General features: G+C 61.9%; 21 protein-coding genes and 3 pseudogenes. 16 read left to right on the forward strand and 8 right to left on the reverse strand.

Going from position 1 to position 22284, the window contains the following annotated elements:
• Positions 1-65 precede the first annotated feature (65 nt).
• Together gabT and PSH80_RS00860 are read left to right on the forward strand one after the other, a co-directional pair.
• Complete coding sequence (gene gabT / locus PSH80_RS00855; protein WP_057436980.1) at positions 66-1346, forward strand: 4-aminobutyrate--2-oxoglutarate transaminase; 1281 nt, start codon at positions 66-68, stop codon at positions 1344-1346.
• 134 nt (positions 1347-1480) lie between these two features.
• A complete protein-coding gene (locus PSH80_RS00860; protein ID WP_305418808.1) occupies positions 1481-2692 on the forward strand; it encodes an HDOD domain-containing protein in 1212 nt (403 codons plus the stop codon).
• Between the two features lie 384 nt (positions 2693-3076).
• On the opposite strand, the gene PSH80_RS00865 is transcribed toward PSH80_RS00860, so the two are convergent.
• Both PSH80_RS00865 and desA read right to left on the reverse strand, forming a co-directional pair.
• Positions 3077-4081 (reverse strand): sensor domain-containing diguanylate cyclase, encoded by a 1005-nt coding sequence (locus tag PSH80_RS00865; RefSeq protein WP_198799811.1) that lies wholly within the window; start codon positions 4079-4081, stop codon positions 3077-3079.
• A 208-nt stretch (positions 4082-4289) separates the two neighbouring features.
• Positions 4290-5474, reverse strand: coding sequence for a delta-9 fatty acid desaturase DesA (gene desA / locus PSH80_RS00870; RefSeq protein ID WP_057436984.1), 1185 nt, complete (start codon positions 5472-5474; stop codon positions 4290-4292).
• 165 nt (positions 5475-5639) lie between these two features.
• Between desA and dibA the strand changes: the two genes are divergently transcribed.
• The 6 genes from dibA to PSH80_RS00900 all read left to right on the forward strand — a co-directional run bounded on the left by dibA (position 5640) and on the right by PSH80_RS00900 (position 11963).
• Complete coding sequence (gene dibA, locus PSH80_RS00875) at positions 5640-7550, forward strand: phosphodiesterase DibA (protein WP_057957970.1); 1911 nt, start codon at positions 5640-5642, stop codon at positions 7548-7550.
• Positions 7551-7838: 288 nt separating this feature from the next.
• Positions 7839-8021, forward strand: a complete 183-nt coding sequence (oscA, locus tag PSH80_RS00880; protein ID WP_057436988.1) for a sulfur starvation response protein OscA — start codon at positions 7839-7841, stop codon at positions 8019-8021.
• Positions 8022-8096: 75 nt separating this feature from the next.
• The gene (locus PSH80_RS00885) at positions 8097-9107 is read left to right on the forward strand and encodes a sulfate ABC transporter substrate-binding protein (protein WP_198818430.1); all 1011 of its coding nucleotides are present in this window, start codon (positions 8097-8099) and stop codon (positions 9105-9107) included.
• A gap of 167 nt (positions 9108-9274) precedes the next feature.
• Positions 9275-10093, forward strand: coding sequence for a sulfate ABC transporter permease subunit CysT (cysT, locus tag PSH80_RS00890; RefSeq protein WP_057436992.1), 819 nt, complete (start codon positions 9275-9277; stop codon positions 10091-10093).
• Between the two features lie 13 nt (positions 10094-10106).
• Positions 10107-10979 carry a sulfate ABC transporter permease subunit CysW gene (gene cysW / locus PSH80_RS00895; RefSeq protein WP_029299486.1) on the forward strand — a complete coding sequence of 291 codons (873 nt, stop codon included), beginning with the start codon at positions 10107-10109 and terminating at the stop codon, positions 10977-10979.
• 3 nt (positions 10980-10982) lie between these two features.
• Positions 10983-11963 (forward strand): sulfate/molybdate ABC transporter ATP-binding protein, encoded by a 981-nt coding sequence (locus PSH80_RS00900; RefSeq protein ID WP_169990531.1) that lies wholly within the window; start codon positions 10983-10985, stop codon positions 11961-11963.
• A 125-nt stretch (positions 11964-12088) separates the two neighbouring features.
• Here PSH80_RS00900 and PSH80_RS00905 read toward each other — a convergent pair whose 3' ends face one another.
• Positions 12089-12613, reverse strand: a complete 525-nt coding sequence (locus PSH80_RS00905; protein ID WP_305418818.1) for a DUF962 domain-containing protein — start codon at positions 12611-12613, stop codon at positions 12089-12091.
• 83 nt (positions 12614-12696) lie between these two features.
• Here PSH80_RS00905 and PSH80_RS00910 point away from each other — a divergent pair, with 83 nt between their 5' ends.
• Complete coding sequence (locus tag PSH80_RS00910) at positions 12697-13383, forward strand: Crp/Fnr family transcriptional regulator (protein ID WP_057957973.1); 687 nt, start codon at positions 12697-12699, stop codon at positions 13381-13383.
• 134 nt (positions 13384-13517) lie between these two features.
• On the opposite strand, the pseudogene PSH80_RS00915 reads toward PSH80_RS00910, so the two are convergent.
• The 4 genes and pseudogenes from PSH80_RS00915 to PSH80_RS00930 all read right to left on the reverse strand — a co-directional run.
• Positions 13518-13687: pseudogene (locus tag PSH80_RS00915) on the reverse strand (arylsulfatase); the annotation flags it as partial.
• A gap of 17 nt (positions 13688-13704) precedes the next feature.
• Entirely contained in the window at positions 13705-14877 is a 1173-nt protein-coding gene (locus PSH80_RS00920) for a CynX/NimT family MFS transporter (RefSeq protein WP_057957974.1), read from the reverse strand.
• A complete protein-coding gene (locus PSH80_RS00925) occupies positions 14864-15331 on the reverse strand; it encodes a nucleoside deaminase (protein ID WP_128593630.1) in 468 nt (155 codons plus the stop codon). Before PSH80_RS00925 ends, PSH80_RS00920 begins: the two co-directional genes overlap by 14 nt.
• Positions 15328-15942 (reverse strand): ankyrin repeat domain-containing protein, encoded by a 615-nt coding sequence (locus PSH80_RS00930; RefSeq protein ID WP_225923862.1) that lies wholly within the window; start codon positions 15940-15942, stop codon positions 15328-15330. Before PSH80_RS00930 ends, PSH80_RS00925 begins: the two co-directional genes overlap by 4 nt.
• A gap of 154 nt (positions 15943-16096) precedes the next feature.
• On the opposite strand from PSH80_RS00930, the gene PSH80_RS00935 reads away from it, so the two are divergent.
• The 7 genes and pseudogenes from PSH80_RS00935 to PSH80_RS00965 all read left to right on the forward strand — a co-directional run.
• The gene (locus PSH80_RS00935; RefSeq protein ID WP_057957984.1) at positions 16097-16948 is read left to right on the forward strand and encodes a LysR family transcriptional regulator; all 852 of its coding nucleotides are present in this window, start codon (positions 16097-16099) and stop codon (positions 16946-16948) included.
• A gap of 66 nt (positions 16949-17014) precedes the next feature.
• A complete protein-coding gene (locus PSH80_RS00940) occupies positions 17015-17194 on the forward strand; it encodes a hypothetical protein (RefSeq protein WP_057957977.1) in 180 nt (59 codons plus the stop codon).
• A gap of 102 nt (positions 17195-17296) precedes the next feature.
• On the forward strand, positions 17297-17878 hold the full coding sequence (locus PSH80_RS00945) for an alpha/beta hydrolase (RefSeq protein WP_032856553.1): 582 nt from the start codon (positions 17297-17299) through the stop codon (positions 17876-17878).
• Between the two features lie 50 nt (positions 17879-17928).
• Positions 17929-18855 (forward strand): sigma 54-interacting transcriptional regulator, encoded by a 927-nt coding sequence (locus PSH80_RS00950; RefSeq protein ID WP_057437016.1) that lies wholly within the window; start codon positions 17929-17931, stop codon positions 18853-18855.
• Between the two features lie 149 nt (positions 18856-19004).
• Entirely contained in the window at positions 19005-19787 is a 783-nt protein-coding gene (locus PSH80_RS00955; RefSeq protein WP_057437018.1) for a MetQ/NlpA family ABC transporter substrate-binding protein, read from the forward strand.
• Between the two features lie 527 nt (positions 19788-20314).
• Positions 20315-20689, forward strand: a pseudogene (locus PSH80_RS00960) (ABC transporter permease subunit); the annotation flags it as partial.
• A pseudogene (locus PSH80_RS00965) lies at positions 20681-21082 on the forward strand (ABC transporter permease subunit); the annotation flags it as partial. The pseudogenes PSH80_RS00960 and PSH80_RS00965, both read left to right, overlap by 9 nt.
• Positions 21083-21103: 21 nt before the next feature.
• On the opposite strand, the gene PSH80_RS00970 reads toward PSH80_RS00965, so the two are convergent.
• Positions 21104-22264 carry an AAA family ATPase gene (locus PSH80_RS00970; RefSeq protein WP_200659231.1) on the reverse strand — a complete coding sequence of 387 codons (1161 nt, stop codon included), beginning with the start codon at positions 22262-22264 and terminating at the stop codon, positions 21104-21106.
• Between the last annotated feature and the right edge of the window lie 20 nt (positions 22265-22284).

Here is a 22284-nt window from a genome sequence, read left to right on the forward strand (position 1 = left end):
GTAGTTGCCTCCCCGTCACGTATTCCTTGGACCACGCCACCCGATGAGTGGCGAATGAGGACTTTATGAGCAACAAGACCAACGCTTCCTTGATGAAACGCCGCGAAGCCGCTGTACCGCGCGGTGTTGGCCAGATTCACCCGATCTTCGCCGAATCCGCGAAGAACGCCACCGTGACTGACGTTGAAGGTCGCGAGTTTATCGACTTCGCCGGCGGCATCGCCGTACTGAACACCGGTCACCTGCACCCGAAAATCATCGCGGCCGTGACCGAGCAGTTGAACAAGCTGACCCACACCTGCTTCCAGGTCCTGGCCTACGAGCCGTACGTGGAGCTGTGCGAAAAAGTTAACGCCAAGGTGCCAGGTGATTTCGCCAAGAAAACCCTGCTGGTCACCACCGGTTCCGAAGCCGTGGAAAACGCCGTGAAAATTGCGCGTGCCGCGACTGGCCGTGCCGGCGTGATCGCCTTCACCGGCGCTTACCACGGCCGCACCATGATGACCCTGGGCCTGACCGGCAAGGTCGTGCCGTACTCCGCTGGCATGGGCCTGATGCCAGGCGGTATCTTCCGTGCGCTGTACCCGAATGAGTTGCACGGCGTGAGCATCGACGACTCCATCGCCAGCATCGAACGCATCTTCAAGAACGATGCCGAGCCGCGTGATATCGCTGCCATCATCATCGAGCCGGTACAGGGCGAGGGCGGTTTCTATGTCGCGCCTAAAGCCTTCATGAAGCGCCTGCGCGAACTGTGCGACAAGCACGGCATCCTGCTGATCGCCGACGAAGTGCAAACCGGTGCCGGCCGTACCGGGACCTTCTTTGCCATGGAGCAGATGGGCGTTGCTGCCGACCTGACCACCTTTGCCAAATCCATCGCGGGCGGCTTCCCGTTGGCTGGCGTGTGCGGCAAGGCCGAATACATGGACGCCATTGCCCCAGGTGGCCTGGGTGGCACCTATGCCGGTAGCCCGATCGCGTGCGCCGCGGCCCTGGCCGTGATGGAAGTGTTCGAAGAAGAGCACCTGTTGGACCGCTGCAAGGCTGTTGGCGAGCGTCTGGTCACTGGCCTGAAAGCCATCCAGGCCAAGTACCCGGTGATCGGCGAAGTGCGTGCCCTGGGCGCGATGATCGCGGTCGAGCTGTTCGAGGACGGCGACAGCCACAAGCCGAACGCTGCTGCGGTGGCCGCGGTGGTTGCCAAGGCGCGTGACAAGGGCCTGATCCTGCTGTCGTGCGGCACCTACGGCAACGTGTTGCGCGTGCTGGTCCCGCTGACCTCGCCGGACGAGCAGTTGGACAAAGGTTTGGCGATCATCGAAGAGTGCTTCTCCGAGCTGTAAGCGCAGGTTGGCTGGATCGAAAAAACCCGCTTCGGCGGGTTTTTTTGTGGGCTATGCACCTATTCAGGCCTTGTTCCTTGTACGCAGGTGCTTCCTTTGTCTAATGTGCAGGGATTGCCGATGGAGCGTGCTGCATGACTGCTGTTGATTTACCTGCTGTGCCCCGTGTGCTGATTGCCGAGCCCGACCCCTGGTCGCGGGATCTGCTCAAGCAGGTGTTGTTGAATGTGCGCTGCGACGCGCGGCTGGATGTGTGCGCCGACGGGCAGCACGCCGCCGAGCTGCTGCGAGACAAACCCTACGATTTGATCATTGCCGATTGGGAGCTGCCGGGCGTTGACGGCCTGAGCCTGTTGCGCAGTGTGCGTCAGCGTCGGCGGGTGCCCGTGTTGCCGTTTATCCTGCTCAGTACACGCAATGACGGCGCCAGCGTGCGCGAGGCACTGCCGCTGGCGCCCACCGCCTACCTGACCAAGCCACTGAACATGGAGGGTCTTACGCAACGCCTGCAGGATTTGTTGCTCAACGAAGGCGAAACGGTGTATTGCGAGCCCCCCGTCCTGGCGGCGGGCATGTCCTTGCCGGTGTTCCTGGAGCAGCGTCGCGAGCTGTCGGACGGCGCGCCGCTGCGGGTTGACGTCAAGGCGGCTGTGCAACGCAGCCTCACGCCGCAGGGGCTGGATCTCGAGCAGTTGGAAGAGCAGGTCAAGGTTGATCCACAGATCACCGCGGTGCTGATCGCCGCCGCCAACAGCGCCGGCCAGCACGGCACACCGGTGCAGACCCTGTCCATGGCGCTGCACAAACTGGCCGCCGGGCAGAGCATGAACCTGATCCTCGGCCTGGCCCTCAAGCACAACGTGATCCTCAGCGATGCCAGCCTGATGGAATACGCTGAGCGTTATTGGCAGTTGTCCCAGCGGACTGCGCAATACGGTCGTTCACTGGCGCGCATGCTCGATCTTGAACACGAACGCTGTTACAGCGCCGGTATTCTCCATCGGTTGGGCGACCTGGCCCTGCTGCGCAGCTTGCAGGAGTGGCGCCAGGGCGGTGGTGAGCTGGATGAGGCGTTGATTGGCGAGTTATTGTCCACCTTTGGCGCCAGCTATGGCTCGGCGCTGCGCACGCGTTGGCGCTTGCCCCTGGAGCTGCGCCAACTGATCGCGGCGACCTACTCCCTGGAAGGCGGGGTGTATTCCCGTGAGGCGCTGGTGATGAACATCGCGGCGCAACTGGCAGGGCTGACCGAGCATGAAGGGGTCGAGGCGTTGGCCAAGGGCAAGACGGCGAGGTTGCTCAAGGTCGGGTTTGCAGAGCTGACGCGTATCCGCAAGCCTGGGTAGGCGCTGTGTCCGCCAGCAACAATGCTGAATGTGCCGCCGCCATCGTAGCCTCGCTAAAGCTCGACAACTCCCACATTTGATTTGTGGTGTGTCCAGAACTCCCAGCCTGGTCGAGCTCCCACATGAGGTTTGCGGGGTATCCAGAACTCCCAGCCTGGTCGAGCTCCCATATGGGTTTTGTGGGGTATCCAGAACTCCCAGCCTGGTCGAGCTCCCACATGGGGTTTGTGGAGTATCCAGAACTCCCAGCCTGGTCGAGATCCCACATGGGGTTTGTGGGGTATCCAGAATTCCCAGTCTGGTCGAGATCCCCTGTGGGAGCGGGCTTGCCCGCGATGGCGGTGGTCCAGGCGCTATTGTTTAGCGCCGTGAAAGGGCAGGCATTCAGCCGACAATCACCCGGTTCTTGCCCTGGCGCTTGGCTTCATACATGGCCGCATCAGCCCGGGCGAACAGGCTATCAAGGCTTGCATCTGCGGCGGTGAGGCTGGCCAGGCCCTGGCTGACGGTCACGCCATAAAACCGGCCGTCATGGCTGAACTCCAGTTGGCGCACTTCCTGCCCCAGGCGTTCGGCGACCTGCATGGCCCTTTCCGGTTCGCATCCTGGCAGCACCGCAGCAAATTCTTCGCCGCCAATGCGCCCGAACAGGTCGCCACGGCGCAATACCCCGCGGCCGCTCTCGGCGATACGCAATAACACCTGATCGCCCTCCAGGTGGCCGTAGGTGTCGTTGATGGCCTTGAAGTTATCTATATCCAGCAACAGGAAGGCCAGGGGCAGGCCTTGGGTGCAGGCACGTTCGAATTCGTGATGGGCGCACTCGAAGAAATGGCGACGGTTGCTGCTGCGGGTTAGCACGTCGGTGGTGGCCAGGCGCTGCAGCTCGAGTTCCAGGTGCTTTTTTTCGGTGATGTCCTCAGCGATGCCCACCACAATCAACGGTTTCCCTGGGGTGGCCTGTTGGTTGGTGAAGCACTTGTCGCTGAGCCAGCGGATCTGCCCGTCTGCGGTGATGATGCGGTACTGGCGATTCTCGACCGCCCCCAGCTCCAGCACCTGGGCCAGGCTGTGCTCGGCGTAATGCTGGTCTTCGGGGTGGATGCTGTCGCGCCAGCCACGGTGCTCGGCCAGCAGTAGGCTGGCCGAGCGCCCGAAGATGCGCTCATAGGCCGGGCTTACGTACAGCACGCGGCGGGTCTCCCACTCGATGGCCCAGAGCACGGCGTTCACACTGACCAGCAGCGAGCTCAACAGCTGTTCACGCTGGCTCAGACGCTCCACTTCGCCCTGGGCATGCATCAACGCCAGCAAGGTAGCGGCAGCCGGCCGGGACGTATCCGTTGAGTCAGGCGTGGTGGGGATCGGGGAGTCCGTTTCGTGGACCATCGGCACAATTCTCTCTGGACATGCCGCAGCATTGAACAGCAGTCAAAACAAGGCCCGCCAGGATGGCGAAGTGTTGTTTGAGAGAGGGGAATTGCAGCTAAGTTCCGTTATCAGTCGCGATTGAGAGGGAATGTTCGGTGACTGTGAAATGGCGCCAAAAAACTGTGGAGCCGGTAAGGACTGGGTGTCCTCCCGGCTCCTGCAACACCTAGGCGTTTGCGGGGCGCAACGAGTAGGTTTTCAACTGGTGGGCAAAGTCGCGCAGGGATTGGATCCCGCTGGCCTCGGCCTCGTGCACCCACTCCTTGATGGCCGCGAGCATGTCATGCCCGTTGCTGCTGGTCTTGAGCCAGATCTGTTGCAGCGCCAGGCGCTTTTCGTAGATCACCTTCAAGGCCTGGCTGTGCTCCAGCATGCTCTGGATGCGCACATGGTGACGCTCATCCAGCAGGCTGGTTTCCCGTGACAGCAGGCGCTTGGCCCGGTGGAACTGGTGGCGTACCGAATGATCGACCTTCTCCAGTTCTTGCTTGACCAGCGGCGCAATCACCAACTTGCGGTACTGGGCCATGATCTGGAAGCGGTTGTTGAGGATCGCCATGGCGGTGTCCATGTCCAGGTGGCCCTTGCCTTCCACCCGATGGGCAATCGGCGCCACGCGCTGCACCTTGGCCAGGCGCAGGAAGCTGAACACTTGGATCCAGGCCCAGCCCAGGTCGAATTCCCACTTCTTCACCGACAGTTTGGCGGAGTTGGGGTAGGTGTGATGATTGTTATGCAGCTCTTCGCCACCGACGATGATGCCCCACGGCACCAGGTTGGTCGCCGCGTCGCGGCATTCGAAGTTGCGATAACCGATGGCATGCCCCAGGCCGTTGATCACACCGGCGGCCCAGAACGGGATCCACATCATCTGGATCGCCCAGATGGTGATGCCGATGGTGCCGAACAGCAGCACGTCGATAACGCCCATGAGGGCCACGCCCAGCAGCGGATAGCGGGTATAGAGCTTGCGTTCGATCCAGTCGTCCGGGCAGTTCTTGCCGTAGATGCGCAGGGTCTCGGGGTTTTCCGCCTCGGCGCGGTACAACTCGGCTCCTTTGCGCAGGACCGTGGACAGGCCCTTGATCACCGGGCTGTGGGGATCGTCGACGGTTTCGCACTTGGCGTGGTGTTTGCGGTGGATAGCGGTCCATTCGCGGGTATTCTGCGCCGTGGTCAACCACAGCCAGAAGCGGAAGAAGTGTTTCAGGCCAGCATTGAGCTCCAGGGAGCGGTGGGCTGAATAGCGGTGTAGATAGACCGTGACACCGATAATGGTCACGTGGGTCATCAACAGAGTGACTGCCACCAGTTGCCAGGCTGACAAGTCAAGAAAACCGTTGTACCACATAGGCTGTATGGCCCTCAGATAAAGATAAGAACAGCTGACGCATTATCACTTAGCCTACAGATAAAACCAGTCACCCTTTCAGATAGGAGTGACGAGATGTTACTTGTCCTATAATCCGCAGATTCTGTAAGGCGATTCTGTTTTTTAGTAAGGATTACTAGTCATATGCTGCTTTCATACCGAGGTGCCCTGCGTGCAGGGCTGGTGTACTTGTTGCTTTCGGTCTTGTGGATACAGCTCAGTCAGCAGGTATTTATCAATTTTATTGATGAACCCAAGGAAATGATTCACTGGCAGATACTGCGCGGCTACCTGTGGGTGACCCTCAGCGCCCTGTTTATTTTCCTGTTGTGCGCCCGCAGCGCCCGCAACCATCGCATCCAGCAACCCTTGACGGAAAACCGCGAGCGCCTGCGCCAGGCGGCGGCGGTGTTCGATTGCACCCGCGAAGGGGTGCTGGTCACCGACGCCCGCGGGCAGATAGTCCACGTCAACCGCGCGTTTATTGAAATCACCGGTTATCAGGTGGAAGACGTGATGGGCCGCCAGCCGAGCCTGTTCAAGTCCGGGCGCCATTCGCCGGACTTTTATGAGCAGATGTTTCGCGCGCTCAACCAAGAGGGCGAGTGGAGCGGCGAGATCTGGAACCGGCGTAAAAGCGGGGAAATTTATCCACAGTGGCAAACCATCCGTGTCATCCATGATGACCAGGGCCAGGTCAGCCATTACGTGGCGGTGTTTTCTGACATCAGTGCCATCAAGCACTCCGAGCACGAACTGGCGCACCTGGCCCACCACGACCCGTTGACCGACCTGCCCAACCGCCTGCTGTTCACCGACCGCGCCGAGCAGGCGCTGGCCTCGGCGCAGATTCACAAGCGTGGCTGTGCGCTGTTGATGCTGGATCTGGACCACTTCAAGATCATCAACGACAGCCTGGGTCATAACGTCGGCGACCAGTTGCTCAAGGCCGTGGGCGAGCGCCTGCAGGGCTTGTTCGGTCCCGGCGTGACCCTGGCGCGCCTGGGTGGCGATGAGTTCGCGGTGCTGGCGGAAAGTTGTCCACAGGTGGTCCAGGCGGCCGCCCTGGCCCAGCGCATCATTGACGGCATGAAGCAGCCGTTCGTGTTCAACGGCCACCAGCTGTTTGTCAGCGTCAGTATTGGCATCAGCCTGTTCCCCAGCGATGCCCTGAGTGCCGAACAGTTGCTGCGCAACGCCGACTCCGCGTTGTTCAAGGCCAAGAGTTCCGGGCGCGAAGGCTACGCCCTGTACACCGAGGAACTGACCGCCCACGCCCAGCACCGGATCGAGATCGGCAATGAGCTGCGTCGCGCCCTCGATCAGCAAGAGTTGCGAGTCTACTACCAGCCGGTCCACGACCTGCAAACCAGCCGGATGATTGGTGTGGAAGCCCTGGTGCGCTGGCAGCACCCGCTGCGCGGCCTGGTGTCACCGGCAGAATTTATCCCGATTGCCGAACGCACCGGGTTGATCGCCGAGATTGACGGCTGGGTCATGGAGCAGGCCTGTCGCCAGATGTGCCAGTGGCTGGCAGACGGCAAGAACCTGTCCTTTATGGCGGTCAATATCTCCAGCCGCCTGTTTGCCCGTCACGAATTGTACGAGCAGGTGGCCAAGGTGCTGCACGACACCGGCCTGGACCCGGCGAAGCTGGAACTGGAAGTCACCGAAAGCGCAGTGATGGACGACCCGGAAGTGGCCCTGGAACAACTGCACCGCCTGCGCGAACTGGGCCTGAGCCTGGCTATCGACGACTTCGGCACTGGCTATTCGTCACTGCTGCGCCTCAAGCGGTTGCCGGTGCAGAAGCTGAAAATCGACCAGGGCTTCGTCGCCGGCCTGCCGTGGGATGAAGACGATGCGGCGATTGTGCGGGTAGTCATCGCCCTGGCGCAGAGCATGGGTATGCAGGTGCAAGCCGAGGGTATCGAGCAGATGGAACAGGCGCGGTTCCTGTTGAATCACCAATGCGACCTGGGCCAGGGCTACTGGTTTGGCCGGCCGATGCTGGCGGCAGAGATTGATTGGGCCCTGGCCCCCGCCATCCACTAACCCCACCCTCCGGGGTGGAATGCAACAAAAAATGTGGGAGCGGGCTTGCCCGCGATAGCGGTGTATCAGTGCCAGATTTACTGGCTGACACTCCGTCATCGCGGGCAAGCCCGCTCCCACATTTTTATCTGCGCACGCCTTAACGTCGTGTCCTGCCTGAAAATTCTTTCTGGTTATATAAACATTCTTAAATAGTATTTTTAAGAATATCAGCGCTTATCTACTATCGCTCTCACGCCGCAAGCAGTGCCGCCACTGCCAGGCACTTCTCATTTCAGGAGCACGACCATGAGCGCATCTCTACGCAGCGTCGACGGCCAGGACGAAGCAGCCATTTTGCGCGAGATCCAAAGCGCATTGCGTGACCTGCGTTTCGGCGCAGTGGAAATCACCGTACACAACGCCCAAGTGGTGCAGATCGAACGTAAAGAGAAATTCCGCCTGCAGAGCCCAGGCAACAAAACGAGCTGAGCCAAGACGGCGCTTCGATTGCAGGACCCGTACTTATAAGAAAAGCCAACACCCAAGAATTTCAGGAGCTTGTCTATGTCGTCGATTCGCCGTTACGCCCTGGCCGCCCTGGCCAGCGCCGTGTTTGCCGGTTCCGCAGTGGCCAAGGATTACGAGCTGCTTAACGTTTCCTACGATCCGACCCGTGAGCTGTACCAGGCGTACAACGCCGAATTCACCAGTTTCTGGAAAAAGGCGCACCCTGGCGACAACGTCAAGATCCAGCAATCCCACGGTGGTTCGGGCAAGCAAGGCCGGGCGGTGATCGACGGCCTGCGCGCCGACGTGGTGACCCTGGCACTGGCCGGCGACATCGACGAAATCGCCAAGCTGGGCAAGACCCTGCCGGAGAACTGGCAGACCCGCCTGCCTGAAGCCAGCACGCCATACACCTCGACCATCGTGTTCCTGGTGCGCAAGGGCAACCCCAAGGGCATCAAGGACTGGGGCGACTTGATCAAGAACGACGTCTCGGTGATCACGCCGAACCCGAAAACCTCCGGCGGCGCCCGCTGGAACTTCCTCGCCGCCTGGGCCTATGGCCTCAAGGTCGGTGGCAGCGAAGCCAAGGCCCAGGAATACGTGAAAGCGCTGTTCAAGCACGTGCCGATCCTCGACACCGGTGCTCGCGGTTCGACCATCACCTTCGTCAACAACGGTCAGGGTGACGTGTTGCTGGCCTGGGAAAACGAAGCCTTCCTGGCCCTCAAGGAAGATGGCGGCGCTGACAAGTTCGACATCATCGTGCCGTCCCTGTCGATCCTCGCCGAGCCACCCGTGGCCGTGGTCGACAAGAACGCCGAGAAAAAGGGCAACACCGAAATCGCCACGGCGTACCTCAACCACTTGTACAGCCCGGCTGGCCAGGAGATCGCGGCGAAGAACTTCTACCGCCCGCGTGACAAGGATGTGGCCGCCAAGTACGCCCAGCAGTTCCCGAAACTGGAGCTGGTGACTATCGACAAAGACTTCGGCGGCTGGAAAACTGCCCAACCGAAATTCTTCAATGACGGTGGCGTGTTCGACCAGATCTACACTGCCCAATAACCAACACGGCCTCCCTGTGGAATGCGGCTTGTGTGGGAGCGGGCTTGCTCGCGAAAGCGGTATGTCAGTCACTAAATGCGTTGACTGGCACACCGCTTTCGCGAGTAAGCCCGCTCCCACATGAGTTCGTTCCTGCAGTGGTATTGAACTGTTAACCAAGGACTTTTATGTCGCGTCGTATCTCCCCCGTCATACCCGGCTTCGGGCTGACGCTGGGCTACACCTTGGTGTACCTCAGCCTGATTGTGCTCATACCGCTGGCGGCCATGTTCGTCCACGCCGCCCAACTCACCTGGGATCAGTTCTGGGCCATCATCTCGGCGCCGCGGGTCTGGGCAGCCTTGAAGTTGAGCTTCAGTACCGCCCTGTATGCCGCGCTGATCAACGGCGTGATCGGTACGCTGCTGGCGTGGGTGCTGGTGCGCTACACCTTCCCTGGGCGCAAGATCATCGACGCGATGATCGACCTGCCGTTTGCCCTGCCCACCGCCGTGGCCGGTATTGCGCTGACTGCGCTGTACGCGCCGTCCGGCCTGGTCGGCCAGTTCGCCACCGACATGGGCTTCAAGATCGCCTACACCCCGCTGGGCATCACCCTGGCCCTGACCTTCGTCACGCTGCCTTTCGTGGTGCGTACGGTGCAGCCGGTGCTGGCCGATATCCCCCGGGAAATCGAAGAAGCCGCCGCCTGCCTGGGCGCCAAGCCCTGGCAGGTGTTTCGCTACATCCTCGTGCCGGCGCTGCTGCCGGCCTGGCTGACCGGGTTCGCCCTGGCGTTCGCCCGAGGTGTGGGTGAGTACGGTTCGGTGATTTTCATCGCCGGTAACATGCCGATGAAAACCGAGATCCTGCCGCTGCTGATCATGGTCAAGCTCGACCAATACGACTACACCGGCGCTACCTCCATCGGCGTGCTGATGCTGGTGGTTTCCTTTGTCCTGCTGCTGCTGATCAACTTGTTGCAGCGGCGCATCGAACACCCATAAGGAGGCGCGGAACATGTCCCAATCGTCTATTTCCGCCGCGTCTTCGGCCAATGCTGCCCGCCGTGGCAGTGCGGTGTCGCGACGCATCCTGATCGGCCTTGGCTGGCTGATCTTCGCTTTGTTCCTGCTGTTGCCGCTGTTTATCGTGGTGTCCCAGGGCCTCAAGCTCGGCCTGGGCGCATTCTTTGCCGCGATCTTTGAGCCGGACGCGCTGTCGGCCTTGAAGCTGACGGTGATTGCGGTGCTGATTTCGGTGCCGCTCAACCTGGTATTCGGCGTCAGTGCGGCCTGGTGCGTGAGCAAGTACTCATTCCGTGGCAAAAGCATGCTGGTGACCCTGATCGACCTGCCGTTCTCGGTCTCGCCGGTCATCGCCGGCCTGGTCTATGTGCTGATGTTCGGTGCCCAGGGGTTCTTCGGCCCGTGGCTGCAGGATCACGATATCCAGATCGTCTTCGCCTTGCCGGGCATCGTGCTGGCGACGATCTTCGTCACCGTGCCGTTCGTGGCCCGTGAACTGATCCCGCTGATGCAGGAGCAGGGCACCCAGGAAGAAGAAGCCGCACGCCTGCTGGGCGCCAATGGCTGGCAGATGTTCTGGCATGTCACCGTGCCCAACATCAAGTGGGGCCTGATCTACGGCGTGGTGCTGTGTACCGCGCGGGCGATGGGTGAGTTTGGCGCGGTGTCGGTGGTGTCCGGGCACATTCGCGGCGTGACCAACACCCTGCCGCTGCACGTCGAGATTCTCTACAACGAATACAACCACGTCGCCGCGTTTGCGGTGGCGAGTCTGTTGCTGATCCTGGCGCTCTTCATCCTGCTGCTCAAGCAGTGGAGCGAGAACCGTATTAACCGCCTGCGCGCCGGTGCGGCTGAGGAATAAGTCATGTCGATCGAAGTCCGTAACGTCAGCAAGAACTTCAACGCCTTCAAGGCCCTGGACAGCATCAACCTGGATATCCAGAGTGGCGAGCTGGTGGCTTTGCTTGGCCCCTCCGGCTGCGGCAAGACCACCTTGCTGCGCATCATTGCCGGCCTGGAAACCCCGGATGCCGGCAGCATCGTGTTCCACGGTGAAGACGTGTCCGGCCACGATGTGCGTGATCGCAACGTCGGCTTTGTGTTCCAGCACTACGCGCTGTTCCGCCATATGACCGTGTTCGACAACGTCGCCTTCGGCCTGCGCATGAAGCCGAAGAACCAGCGCCCGAACGAAACCCAGATCGCCGCCAAGGTCCACGAACTGCTGAACATGGTGCAACTGGACTGGCTGTCGGACCGCTACCCGGAACAACTCTCCGGCGGCCAGCGCCAGCGGATCGCCCTGGCCCGTGCCCTGGCGGTGGAGCCCAAGGTACTGCTGCTCGACGAGCCTTTCGGTGCCCTGGACGCCAAGGTCCGTAAAGAGCTGCGCCGCTGGCTGGCACGCCTGCACGAGGACATCAACCTGACCTCGGTGTTCGTGACCCACGACCAGGAAGAAGCCATGGAAGTTGCCGACCGGATCGTGGTGATGAACAAGGGCGTGATCGAGCAGATCGGCTCACCGGGCGACGTCTACGAAAACCCGGCCAGCGATTTCGTCTATCACTTCCTCGGCGACTCCAACCGCCTGCACCTGGGTGCAGACCAGCACCTGCTGTTCCGCCCCCACGAAGTGTCGTTGTCACGCCATGAACTGGAAGGCCACCATGCCGCGCAAGTGCGCGACATCCGCCCGCTGGGCGCCACCACGCGGGTCACGCTGAAGGTCGAAGGCCAGAGCGAACTGATCGAAGCGGAAGTGGTGAAGGATCACGACAGCCTGACCGGGCTGGCGCGGGGCGAGACGTTGTTCTTCAAGCCCAAGGTCTGGCAAAAGGCTTAAAAAATTGCAAAAAATCTGTGGGAGCGGGCTTGCTCGCGAACGCGCAGTGTCAGTCACTGGATGTACCGACTGAACCACCGCTTTCGCGAGCAAGCCCGCTCCCACATTTGGATTACCGGTGCTTCTCAGATCGTGGCGTTCTTGTGACGCGCGCGCACCGGCCCCGCCCGCTCTTCAATCTGCCGCTTGAGCTCATGGCGCAACCCCAGCAGAAACGCCAGCTCCGCCACCACAAACAACGGCCCCACGATCAGCCCGGACACGTCATCGACGAACGCAGGCTTGCGCCCCTCGTAGTAGTGGCCGACAAACTGGATCACCCAGCCCAGCACAAACAGGCCGATACCACTGCTGAGCCACACCAGCGTACTTTGCGCCGCCAGCACATGCCCGGCCCACACCGACAGGCCCATCAGCACGCTCATCAACACCCCCAGCGCCAGTTCCAGGCGCAGGTAGAACCCCGCAGAAAACAGTGCCAGCAGCACCGCCGGTGACAGCCACAGGCCGGCCACTTGCCATTCGGGGCGTGACAGCAGCACGGCGACGGCCACCACGATCATGGGGATGCCGATAAAGTGGCTGGCGATGTTGCGCGGGTCGCGGTGGTAGGCGGCGTATTGGCTCAGATGGTCGACGAGGCTTTTCATTGTTATTCCTCCTGTAGGATGCTTGATCATGCCCTGTAGGACTGCGACAAACTGTCAACTGGGCGACAATCTTTGGAGTTCTCATGGACGCAGAGTCTTGGCATGGGCGCCTGTCCAGCGGCCACTGGTACCGCCATCTGCCTGCTCCCTTGCAGCATAGCTTGCTGGCCAACGCCCGCGTGCGGCAGCTGGCGGCGGGGCAGGTGCTGTTCAAGCGCGGCGACCCACCGTGCGGCTTGTATGCGGTGCTCGATGGCAGCCTGCGCATCAGCGCGGTGAACGAGCAGGGCAAGGAAGCGTTGTTGAGCCTGGCGCAAGCGCCTTTCTGGTTTGGCGAAATCGCCGTGTTCGACGGCCTGCCACGCACCCACGACGCTTGTGCGGTCGGGCCTTGCACGCTGTTGCAGGTCCCGCAGTCGGCGATCCTGCACTTGCTTGCGCAAAGCCCGGCCTATTGGCGGGACATGGCCTTGCTGATGAGCCAGAAGTTGCGGCTGACCTTTATCAATATCGAGCAGTTGAGCCTTGCGCCCGCATCGGTGCGGGTGGCCCATCGGTTGTGGATGATTGCCGAGGGTTATGGCGAGATCGACGGCTCGCGGCGTGTGGTGCAATTGGCGCAGGAGGATTTGGCGGCGATGCTGGGTGTGTCGCGCCAGACCACCAATGCGCTGCTCAAGGCGTTGCAAGAGCAGGGCGTTGTGCGGTTGGGGTATGGGGAGATTGAGATACTCGATGCCCAGCGGTTGCGGGAGATGGCGCAGGGGTAGGCGGTGCCTGTAGCGGCCCTTTCGCGAGCAAGCCCGCTCCCACATCCGACCACATTCCAAAGAATGTACTCGGTCAAATGTGGGAGCGGGCTTGCTCGCGAAAGGGCCCTCCCAGGCACTAAATAACCTCAGTCCGGCTGGCTCGACGCCAGATCATGGATCTCCCAGGATCCCTGCCCAAGTCATACAACTGTCAGGTCGCCGGCCCCAAGGGCCCGGGGATGTACACCGCCTTCCACTGCCCCTGGCGAATCGCCCGGCGCCCGAACAGCTCCCAACCGGTGACGGTGTGTTCATCGTGCACCTGGCGCGCTACGACTTCTAGCCAGGGACGGTGGCGCTGCGGTAGGTGGCCGGGCTGAAGACCCGGGTCACCACCAGCATCGCGATCACCGTCACGGCCAGCACCACCCAGGCGCTGACAAAACTGCCGGTGAGTTCGCGCAGCCAACCGGTCATCCATGGCGACACAGCATTGATCAGAAAACCCACGCCCTGCACGAATGCCGCCAGTTGCCCGGCTTCCCGTGGGTCGCGGCGATGGTCCAGGGTCAACAGCAGGCTCAGGGCAAAGCACGCCCCCAGGCCGAAGCCGATCAGCGCCACCCACAGGTGCGGGTATTGCAGCGGCGCCAGCAGCAGGCCGAGGTAGCCCACGGTCTGGGCCAGCAGGCTGATGGTCAGCAAGGGCCTGCGGTCGATACCGCGTTGCGCCAGCGCCGGCATCAACAGCGCGGCGATCACCTGGAAAATCGTCATGAACGCCAGCAGCGAGCCGCTGGGCAGCACGCCCCAACCCAGTTGCTGGTAGTACGCCGGCAGCCACGCCACCATGCTCATGTACCCGCAATTCACCAGGCCGAAATACAGCGCCAGCAACCAGGCACGGCAATTGCGCAGGCCCTTGAGCGGCGCCGTCGCCTGCAGGTTTTTCGCCGCGCCCAACGGCAGCCATGCCCACAGCAGCAACGCGCCGAGCGCCGGCAGCAGCCAGATGCCGAGGCCGGCCTGCCAGTGCTGGAAATGGCTGGCCACCAGCGGGCTGAGCAGCGCCGCCAAGCCACCGCCCCCCATCAACGAGGCCGAATACACCCCCATCGCCAGCGGCACCCGGTGGTGGAACTGGCGCTTGATCATCGCCGGCACCAGCGCCTGGATCAGCGCCACCCCGGCCCCGCCCAGCAAGGCCGTGGCCAGCAGCGCCGGTGCCTGACCCAGCAGCCAGCGCGCCAGGCACGCCAGCAGGATCATCATCAAGCCCAGGGCAATCCCGCGCCGCTCGCCCAACTGCGCTTCGACGCGGATGCCCACCAGCGCCACCAAACCCATGCACACCACCGGCAGGCTGGTGAGCAGGGCACTGCTCTGGAAACTCAAGCCGGTGGCCAGGCGGATTTCCCCGAGCAACGGGCTGATAGAGCTGAGGATCGGCCGCAGGTTGAGGCCCAGCACGACCAGCAGGCCCCAGCCGGCGAGGGATTTATTCAGGGGCATGCAGGGTCTTCCATTGGCGGTAAAGGGCTTGCATGGCCGGCACCGGCAGGTGCTCGACGGGCAGTTGCTGGGCGGTCAATGGCAGGCTCATCTGTTGGTAAATCGCTGCGGTCGACAGGCCAAAAGGTGCCGCCATTTCATTGCTCGCGGCAAACACCACGCGGGACACGCCGCACAGGTACATCGCGCCCAGGCACATCGGGCACGGCTGGCCGCTGGCGTAGATCACACAGCCTTCAAGGCGCGTACCGAGCTGTTGGCTGGCGCGGCGCATGGCGAGCATCTCGGCATGGGCGGTGGGGTCCTGGTCGAGGTGGATCTGGTTGACCGCTTCCACCAGCACTGCGCCGTCCTTGACCAGGACGGCGCCAAACGGCCGTCCACCCTGGGCCACGTTGTCCTGCGCCAGGGCCACGGCGCGCTGCAGCCAGGCTTGATCGCTCTGTGAACTCATTGCGCACCGGCTGCTTGCAGGCGTTGGGCGATGGCGACCTGACCACGTTTTTGCGCCTGTTGCAGTGGGCTGACGCCGTCGCGGTCGGGCAGGTTCACGTCGGCGCCGGCAGCGATCAGCATGGCGACGATTTGCTGATGCGGCGGCCCGCCGTCCGAGAGCACGATGGCTTCCATCAGGCCGGTCCAGCCCAGGCGGTTGACGTGGTTGACGTCGACTCCAGCGTCGATCAGCAGGCGCACGGTTTGCACGTGCCCGCGCTCACAGGCAGGAATGAGGGCGGTGCCACCGTAGCGATTGGTGCTCTTGAGATCGGCGCCATGGGCCAGGGTCATGGCCAGGATCTGATCGTGGCCGCTGGCGCCGGCCAGCAGGTAGGGGCTGTCTTGCATCAGGTTCTTGCGGTTCACATCAGCCCCGGCTTCGATCAGGGCGCGGGCGATGTCGATGCGATTGGCCTGGGTGGCCAGCAACAGCGGGGTGCTGCCATCAATGGCGCGGACATCAAGGTCAACGCCCTTGGCCAGCAACTGTTCGACCTGTGCCAACTGCCCGCCGCGCACGGCGTCGAGCAGATCTTTATCGGCCGCCATGGCGCTACTCGCCACCATCAACCCCAGCGCCAGCACGGCGGTTTTGAAAGGAATGGGCCATGCCATGGGAACCTCGCTTCAGTGCAATGAACGCGAAGTATGGCCACCGCCTGGGGTATTCTGAAATTAAATATAACCATGCCAACCAGTGGCAAACGAGATGGTGGTGCCCATGTTCGATCCCGTGCTGTTGCGCAGTTTTGTCGCCGTCGTGGATTGCGCGAATTTCACCCGCGCCGCCGAGCGCCTGCACTTGACCCAATCTACGGTCAGCCAGCAATTGCGCCGCCTGGAAGACAGTGTCGGCTGCCGCTTGCTCGACCGGGATCAGCGCCGGGTGGTGGCGACGGTCGAGGGCGAGCGCCTGCTGGCCTATGCGCGGCGCATCCTGGCACTCAACGAAGAAGCCGCCGATGTGCTGATCAACCAGCAGAGCGACGGCGTGCTGCGCCTGGGCGTGCCCGAAGATTTTGCCGCCGAGCGCTTGATGCCGTTGCTGTCGGCGTTTGTCGTGGCCTACCCACGGGTGCGCCTGGAGGTCACCAGCGGCCTGGGGCCGGCGCTGTTGCGCCAGTATCGCGGCGGTGAGTTCGATGTGTTGCTGGTCAAGCAGATGGGCGACAGCGACGACTGCCTGGCCTCCTGGCCGGAGCCGTTGTGCTGGGTCGACAGCCGCCACATGCCGGCCCTGGGCCGCGATCCATTGCCCTTGGTGGCGTTCCCGGTGGGCGGCCTGTACCGCAATGAAATGCTCCAGCATCTGGAGGTCGGTGGCTGGCGCTGGCGCATTGGCTATTCCAGCGCGAGCCTGGCCAGTGTGTGTTCGGCGGTGGCGGCGGGGTTGGGCATCAGCCTGCTGCCTGAGCGAGTGGTGCAGGCCGGGCATGTGGTGCTCGGCGCCGACAGTGGTTTGCCCGCGGTGCAGGGCGTGCGGCTGGCGCTGTATGGGCGCAATGGGATGGGGGCGGCGGGGCAGAGCCTGCAGCGGCAATTGTGGGATTTATGCGAGGCCAACCCGCGCTGAGGCATGCCTTTGAGGAATATTTTGCAGGCGCGTAAAGCATCCTGAAGTCGCCGTGAACGCATTTTAGTGGGCCTGTTGACGCTGGCGCTGCATGGCGCGGTGATCTACTGGGTCAGCCAGAAACCGGTGCCGGTACTGCCGATTGTGCCGCCGGAAGTTCCACCGATGAGCCTCGGTTTTTCCCTGCCGGCGCCGGGGTCTTCAGCCAACGCCGCGTACCTGAAGACCCCGGCTTTATTGAAGTGACTGTGTTTTTGGTTATTAGTAAATAGCTTCTTATTCCTTAACGAATATATGCCCCGTCCCTATACTGGTCAGCAACGTTAAACGCTGCAGGAGGGCACACCCATGCACAGCGAGTTGATCCGTTACCTGATCGTGCCGGGCTGGCAGGGATCGCCAGAAGATCATTGGCAAACCCATTGGCAGAACAGCCTGCCCAACAGCGCCCGCGTGGAGCAGGCCGACTGGTTGACCCCGCGCCGTGAAGACTGGGTGGCGGCCCTGGCCGAAGCCATTGCGGCCGACAGCACCCCAGTGATTCTTATCGCCCACAGCCTGGGTTGCATCACCGTGGCGCACTGGGCGGCCAGCGCGCCGTTGCAGTTCCTGCGCCAGGTGCGTGGGGCCTTGCTGGTGGCCCCGGCAGATGTCGAGCGCCCGGCGTGTGCGCCGGCGTTGCGCAACTTTGCACCGATTCCCCGTGACCTGCTGCCGTTTCCCAGCCAGGTCGTCAGCTCCGACAACGACAGTGCGGTCAGCGCCCCTCGGGCCCTGGAGCTGGCGCGTAACTGGGGGGCTGAAGCCGGGATTCTCGCAGGTGCCGGGCATATCAACGTGAAGTCCGGCCACCAGCGCTGGGAGCAGGGTTTCGCCTACCTCTATCGCCTGCAAAACCGTCTGGAGCATCACTCCCGACGCCGCGCCTAATACCTTTTCAACGCCCCGTCCCTTGAATGGAAACGGGGCGGGAGCCTGCCATGAGCCTGCATGAAACCTTCGGCCAGCCGTTGCTGACCTTCCCCGACGCCGAAAAAAGCCCCTTGAGCATCCGCGCCAAGGCGCTGGTATTTGTCGACCCCCGTTCCCGGCAACTGCGCGAAGACCTCGAAAGCCTGGCCCCGCGTGCCTTGCCCGTACTGATTCGCGGCGAAACCGGCAGCGGTAAAGAGCTGCTGGCGCGCCATGTCCATCGCGGCAGTGACCGCAGCGGCTTGTTTGTGTCGGTCAACTGCGGTGCGATCAGCCCGACTTATGCCGATGCCGAACTGTTCGGCTATGCCGCCGGCAGCCACAGCGGCGCGGCCAGCAGCCGGGCCGGTTGGTTCGGCTCGGCCAACGGCGGCACCTTGTACCTCGATGAGATCGGCGACTTGCCGCTGCCGATCCAGATCAAGCTGCTCGCCGCCCTGGAAAACCACGAAGTCACCCGCGTAGGGGCGCATCAACCGAGCCCGGTGGATGTGCGCCTGGTCGCCGCCACCAGCATCGACCTGGCCCAGGCCGTGGCCGTCGGCAAGTTCCACGAGCGCCTATTCCATTACCTCAGCGAAGGCCAACTGGAGCTGCCGGCGCTGCGCGAGCGCGTAGGCGACATCCTGTCCCTGGCCGAGTACTTCCTGGGCATCTACAGCCAGCGCCTGGACTTGCCGGTGCCGCTAATCAGTGAGGACGCGCAGCGGCTGCTGGAGCAACACAGCTGGCCGGGCAATACGCGGGAGCTGGAGAACGTGATCCACTTTGCGCTGCTGGTCAGCAGTGGCGATGAGATCCTGCCGGAGCATCTGAACCTGCCGGTGGCGTCGGTGGCGCAGATTGAGCATCAGGTGCGACAGATCCTGAGCAGCGGCAGCGAAGTCGAGCGCGCAGCGTTGACGCGTCTGTTTCGGGGCTTGGGCTCTGTATGAACAAAATGGAATATCAACGTGAATAAAAGGTATTGTTCGGGAATAAAAAATATCGGTATTGTCCATTCCACGCCGCGATAGCACATCGCTGGCACCCCCATAAGAAGTGGCCGTCACCGACGTCCCGGATTTTCGATTAAGGACACTGCATGAAAAAGGTTCTGTTGTTCACCGCCCTGGCGGCTGCCCTGACTGCCGGTATCGCTCAAGCCAACGAAAAACTGGTGATCGCGGCCACCCCGGTGCCGCACGCCGAGATCCTTGAGCTGATCAAGCCGACCCTGGCCAAAGAAGGCGTGGACCTGGAAATCAAAGTCTTCACCGACTACGTGCAACCGAACGTGCAAGTGGCCGAGAAGCGCCTGGACGCCAACTACTTCCAGACCCTGCCGTACCTGGAAAACTTCAACAAGGGTAAAGGCACCAACCTGGTCACCGTGATTGGCGTGCACGTAGAACCGTTTGGCGGCTACTCGAAGAAAGTCACCAAGCTTGAAGACCTGAAAGACGGCGCCACCGTGGCCATTCCCAACGAAGGCTCCAACAGCGGTCGCGCCCTGTTGCTGCTGCAAAAGGCCGGCCTGATTACCCTCAAGGACCCGAAAAACGCCCTGTCCACGCCAAAGGATATCGCCAGCAACCCGAAGAACCTGAAGTTCAAGGAGCTGGAATCGGCCCTGCTGCCGCGCGTCCTGGACCAGGTTGACCTGGACATGATCAACACCAACTACGCCCTGGAAGCCGGCCTGAACCCAGCCAAGGATGCACTGATCATTGAAGGCGCCGACTCGCCGTACGTGAACTATCTGGTGGCTCGTCCAGACAACAAGGACAGCGCCGCGATCCAGAAACTGTCCAAGGCCCTGACCAGCCCTGAAGTCAAAGCCTTCATCGAGAAGAAATACAGCGGCGCGGTCTTGCCAGCGTTCTGATTTGCCAAACCCCCTTCAAGAAATGTGGGAGCTGAGCTTGTGTGGGAGCTGGCTTGCCTGCGATAGCATCACCTCGGTAATACTGATAAACCGAGGTGTCTGCATCGCAGGCAAGCCAGCTCCCACACAAGCCTGCTCCCACATTGGGTTGGTGTTATGCCTGTTAATCCCGGCGGTTGATCGCCCGCCGCAGCGCCACCAGCCACTTCACCAAGTCCTGCGGATCAATCGGTTTCGCCTCGTTCATCTGTCATTCCCTCGCTGGTTAAATGGCCCTCAGTCTGGCCATGCGCTGTCCTTCCTTGTGGTTCAGCGCTGAAAAAAGACCCTTCCTACATCCCCCAGAACAATAGCTGTCACCTGCCATCCCGGCGAATTCGCAGGTTAGCTTTTTGGGTGATATCAATATGCTATTTCGGTATTTAAATTTTGGTTTTTATACCTTTAAAGTCAGCTTCTGCCGACGTTACCGCGTCGAACCGGACTGCGTTTACGCCGCATTACCCCTGCGGCGCCCAGGACTTGAAATGACCTTAGACTACGCGTTTATCCTCAGCACCCTGCCGGCGTTTCTCAAGGCCGTGGGGGTAACCCTGCAAGTGGGCTTGATCGCCATTGGCACCTCGCTGCTGGTGGCGCTGATCGAGTCGGGCAAGTCCATCGGCCTGTCCGACTGGCAGTTGCTGCGCCATGTGATCCTGCCCCAGGCCGGGATCCTCAGCCTGCCGGCGCTGTTCGCCAATTTCATTTTTTTGCTCAAGGAAACCACAGTGGTTTCGGCAGTGGCGGCGCCAGTGATTCTCTAGACCACCAAAAGCTACATCGCCCTCTACTACAAGACTTACGAAATGCTCGCCGTGCTCACGCTGATTTGCGTGCTGCTGTTCTTGCCGCTGTCGCTGCCGCAACTGGGCAAGGGCGCTGCGCAAACCCTGTCGATTTCGTTTTTGAGCATCGCCTTCAGCACGATTGGCGGGGTGGTGTATGGGGTGCTGCGCACTTTGAATGCGCGCGCGATCAACCTGCTGCTGCGCATTTACCTGGAATTGTTCCGCGCGATTCCGGTGCTGGTGTGGCTGTATCTGCTGTTTTTTGGCCTGCCGATTGGCTTGTCGGCGCCGCAACTCTATGGCTACGTGCTGCTGCCCCAGGCGCTCAAGCGCATGACGCCGCCAACCATCAACGTCTACACGCGGATCATCAAGACCAGTTCCCTGGCGGTGCTGATCGGCGTGGTGGATGTGATCAAGGTCGGCCAGCAAATCATCGAGCGCACCTATGAGTCGGTATTGATCTGAGGCCGGTGCAGGCACCGCCTAACTCGGCCAATGCCAGGCCGGCTCATCCAACACCCGCTGCCCCACAATCTGCGTCTGCCCCAGCACCTTCTCCAGCACAATCGAATTGCATCCCTCATCCTGCTGCAACGCCGCAATCAAGCGGCTGGCATGGGACACCACCCACACCTGGCAGTGCCTTGATGCCTGGATAATCAGGCGCGCCAAGGCCGGCAACAGGTCCGGGTGCAGGCTGGTTTCCGGTTCGTTGAGCACCATCATCGTCGGCGGGCGTGGCGTCAGCAGGGCGGCGATCAGCAGCAGGTAACGCAAGGTGCCGTCCGATAACTCTGCCGCCGATAGTGGCCGCAGCAAGCCTTCCTGATAAAACTCAATGGTAAAACGTCCGCCCTGCAACGGCTCGATATGCAGGCGTGCGCCGGGGAACGCATCACTCACCGCCTGCTGCAATGCCTCGGGATTGCCGATTTCGCGGATGGTCTGCAACGCGGCCGCGAGGTCGCGGCCATCGTGATGCAGCACCGGCGTGCGCGTACCCAGTTGCGGCTGGCGCACAGGTGCATCGGCGTCGCTGCGAAAGTGATCGTAGAAGCGCCAGCCACGAATGCTTTCGCGCAGCATCAGCACTTCCGGCGAGCCGTGCAGGCTGCCGACCTGGTCGAACAGGCTGTGGTAGTTCGGCGTGTGCTGGGCCAGCACATCCCAGGCCTGCCCGTCTCGGGCGCGCACCATCGCCCCGGAGCGCTGCACCAGCAGGCTGGCCGGGCGATAGACGTGACCGGCCCAGATGCATTCCTTCTTGATCTCGGGGTCGAGGGAAAAATACGACGAGCTGGGTACTGGCAAGCCCAGGGAAATCGCGTAGCTGAAATCCTCCCCGGCAAAGCCCAGGCGCAAGCGCTTGGCGCCTTGGGCCACGCTGCCTTGTACCGGGATTTCGCCATTGAGCATGCGCCGGCTGACGTTTTCGGGGCCGGCCCAGAACGTCGAATCCAGGCCCCCTTCACGGGCCAGCGCATTGATCACGCCGCCCTGGGCGGTTTCTGCCAGCAGGCGCAAGGCGCGGTACAGGTTGGACTTGCCGCTGCCATTGGGGCCGGTGATCAGGTTCAGCCGATCCAGCGGTACCACCAATTTATTGATCGAGCGGTAATTGGCTACCGCTAAGGTCTTGAGCATTGAGGGCGTTCCGCGCCGGC

The organism is Pseudomonas sp. FP818 (genome assembly GCF_030687335.1).
GTDB lineage: Bacteria > Pseudomonadota > Gammaproteobacteria > Pseudomonadales > Pseudomonadaceae > Aquipseudomonas > Aquipseudomonas shahriarae.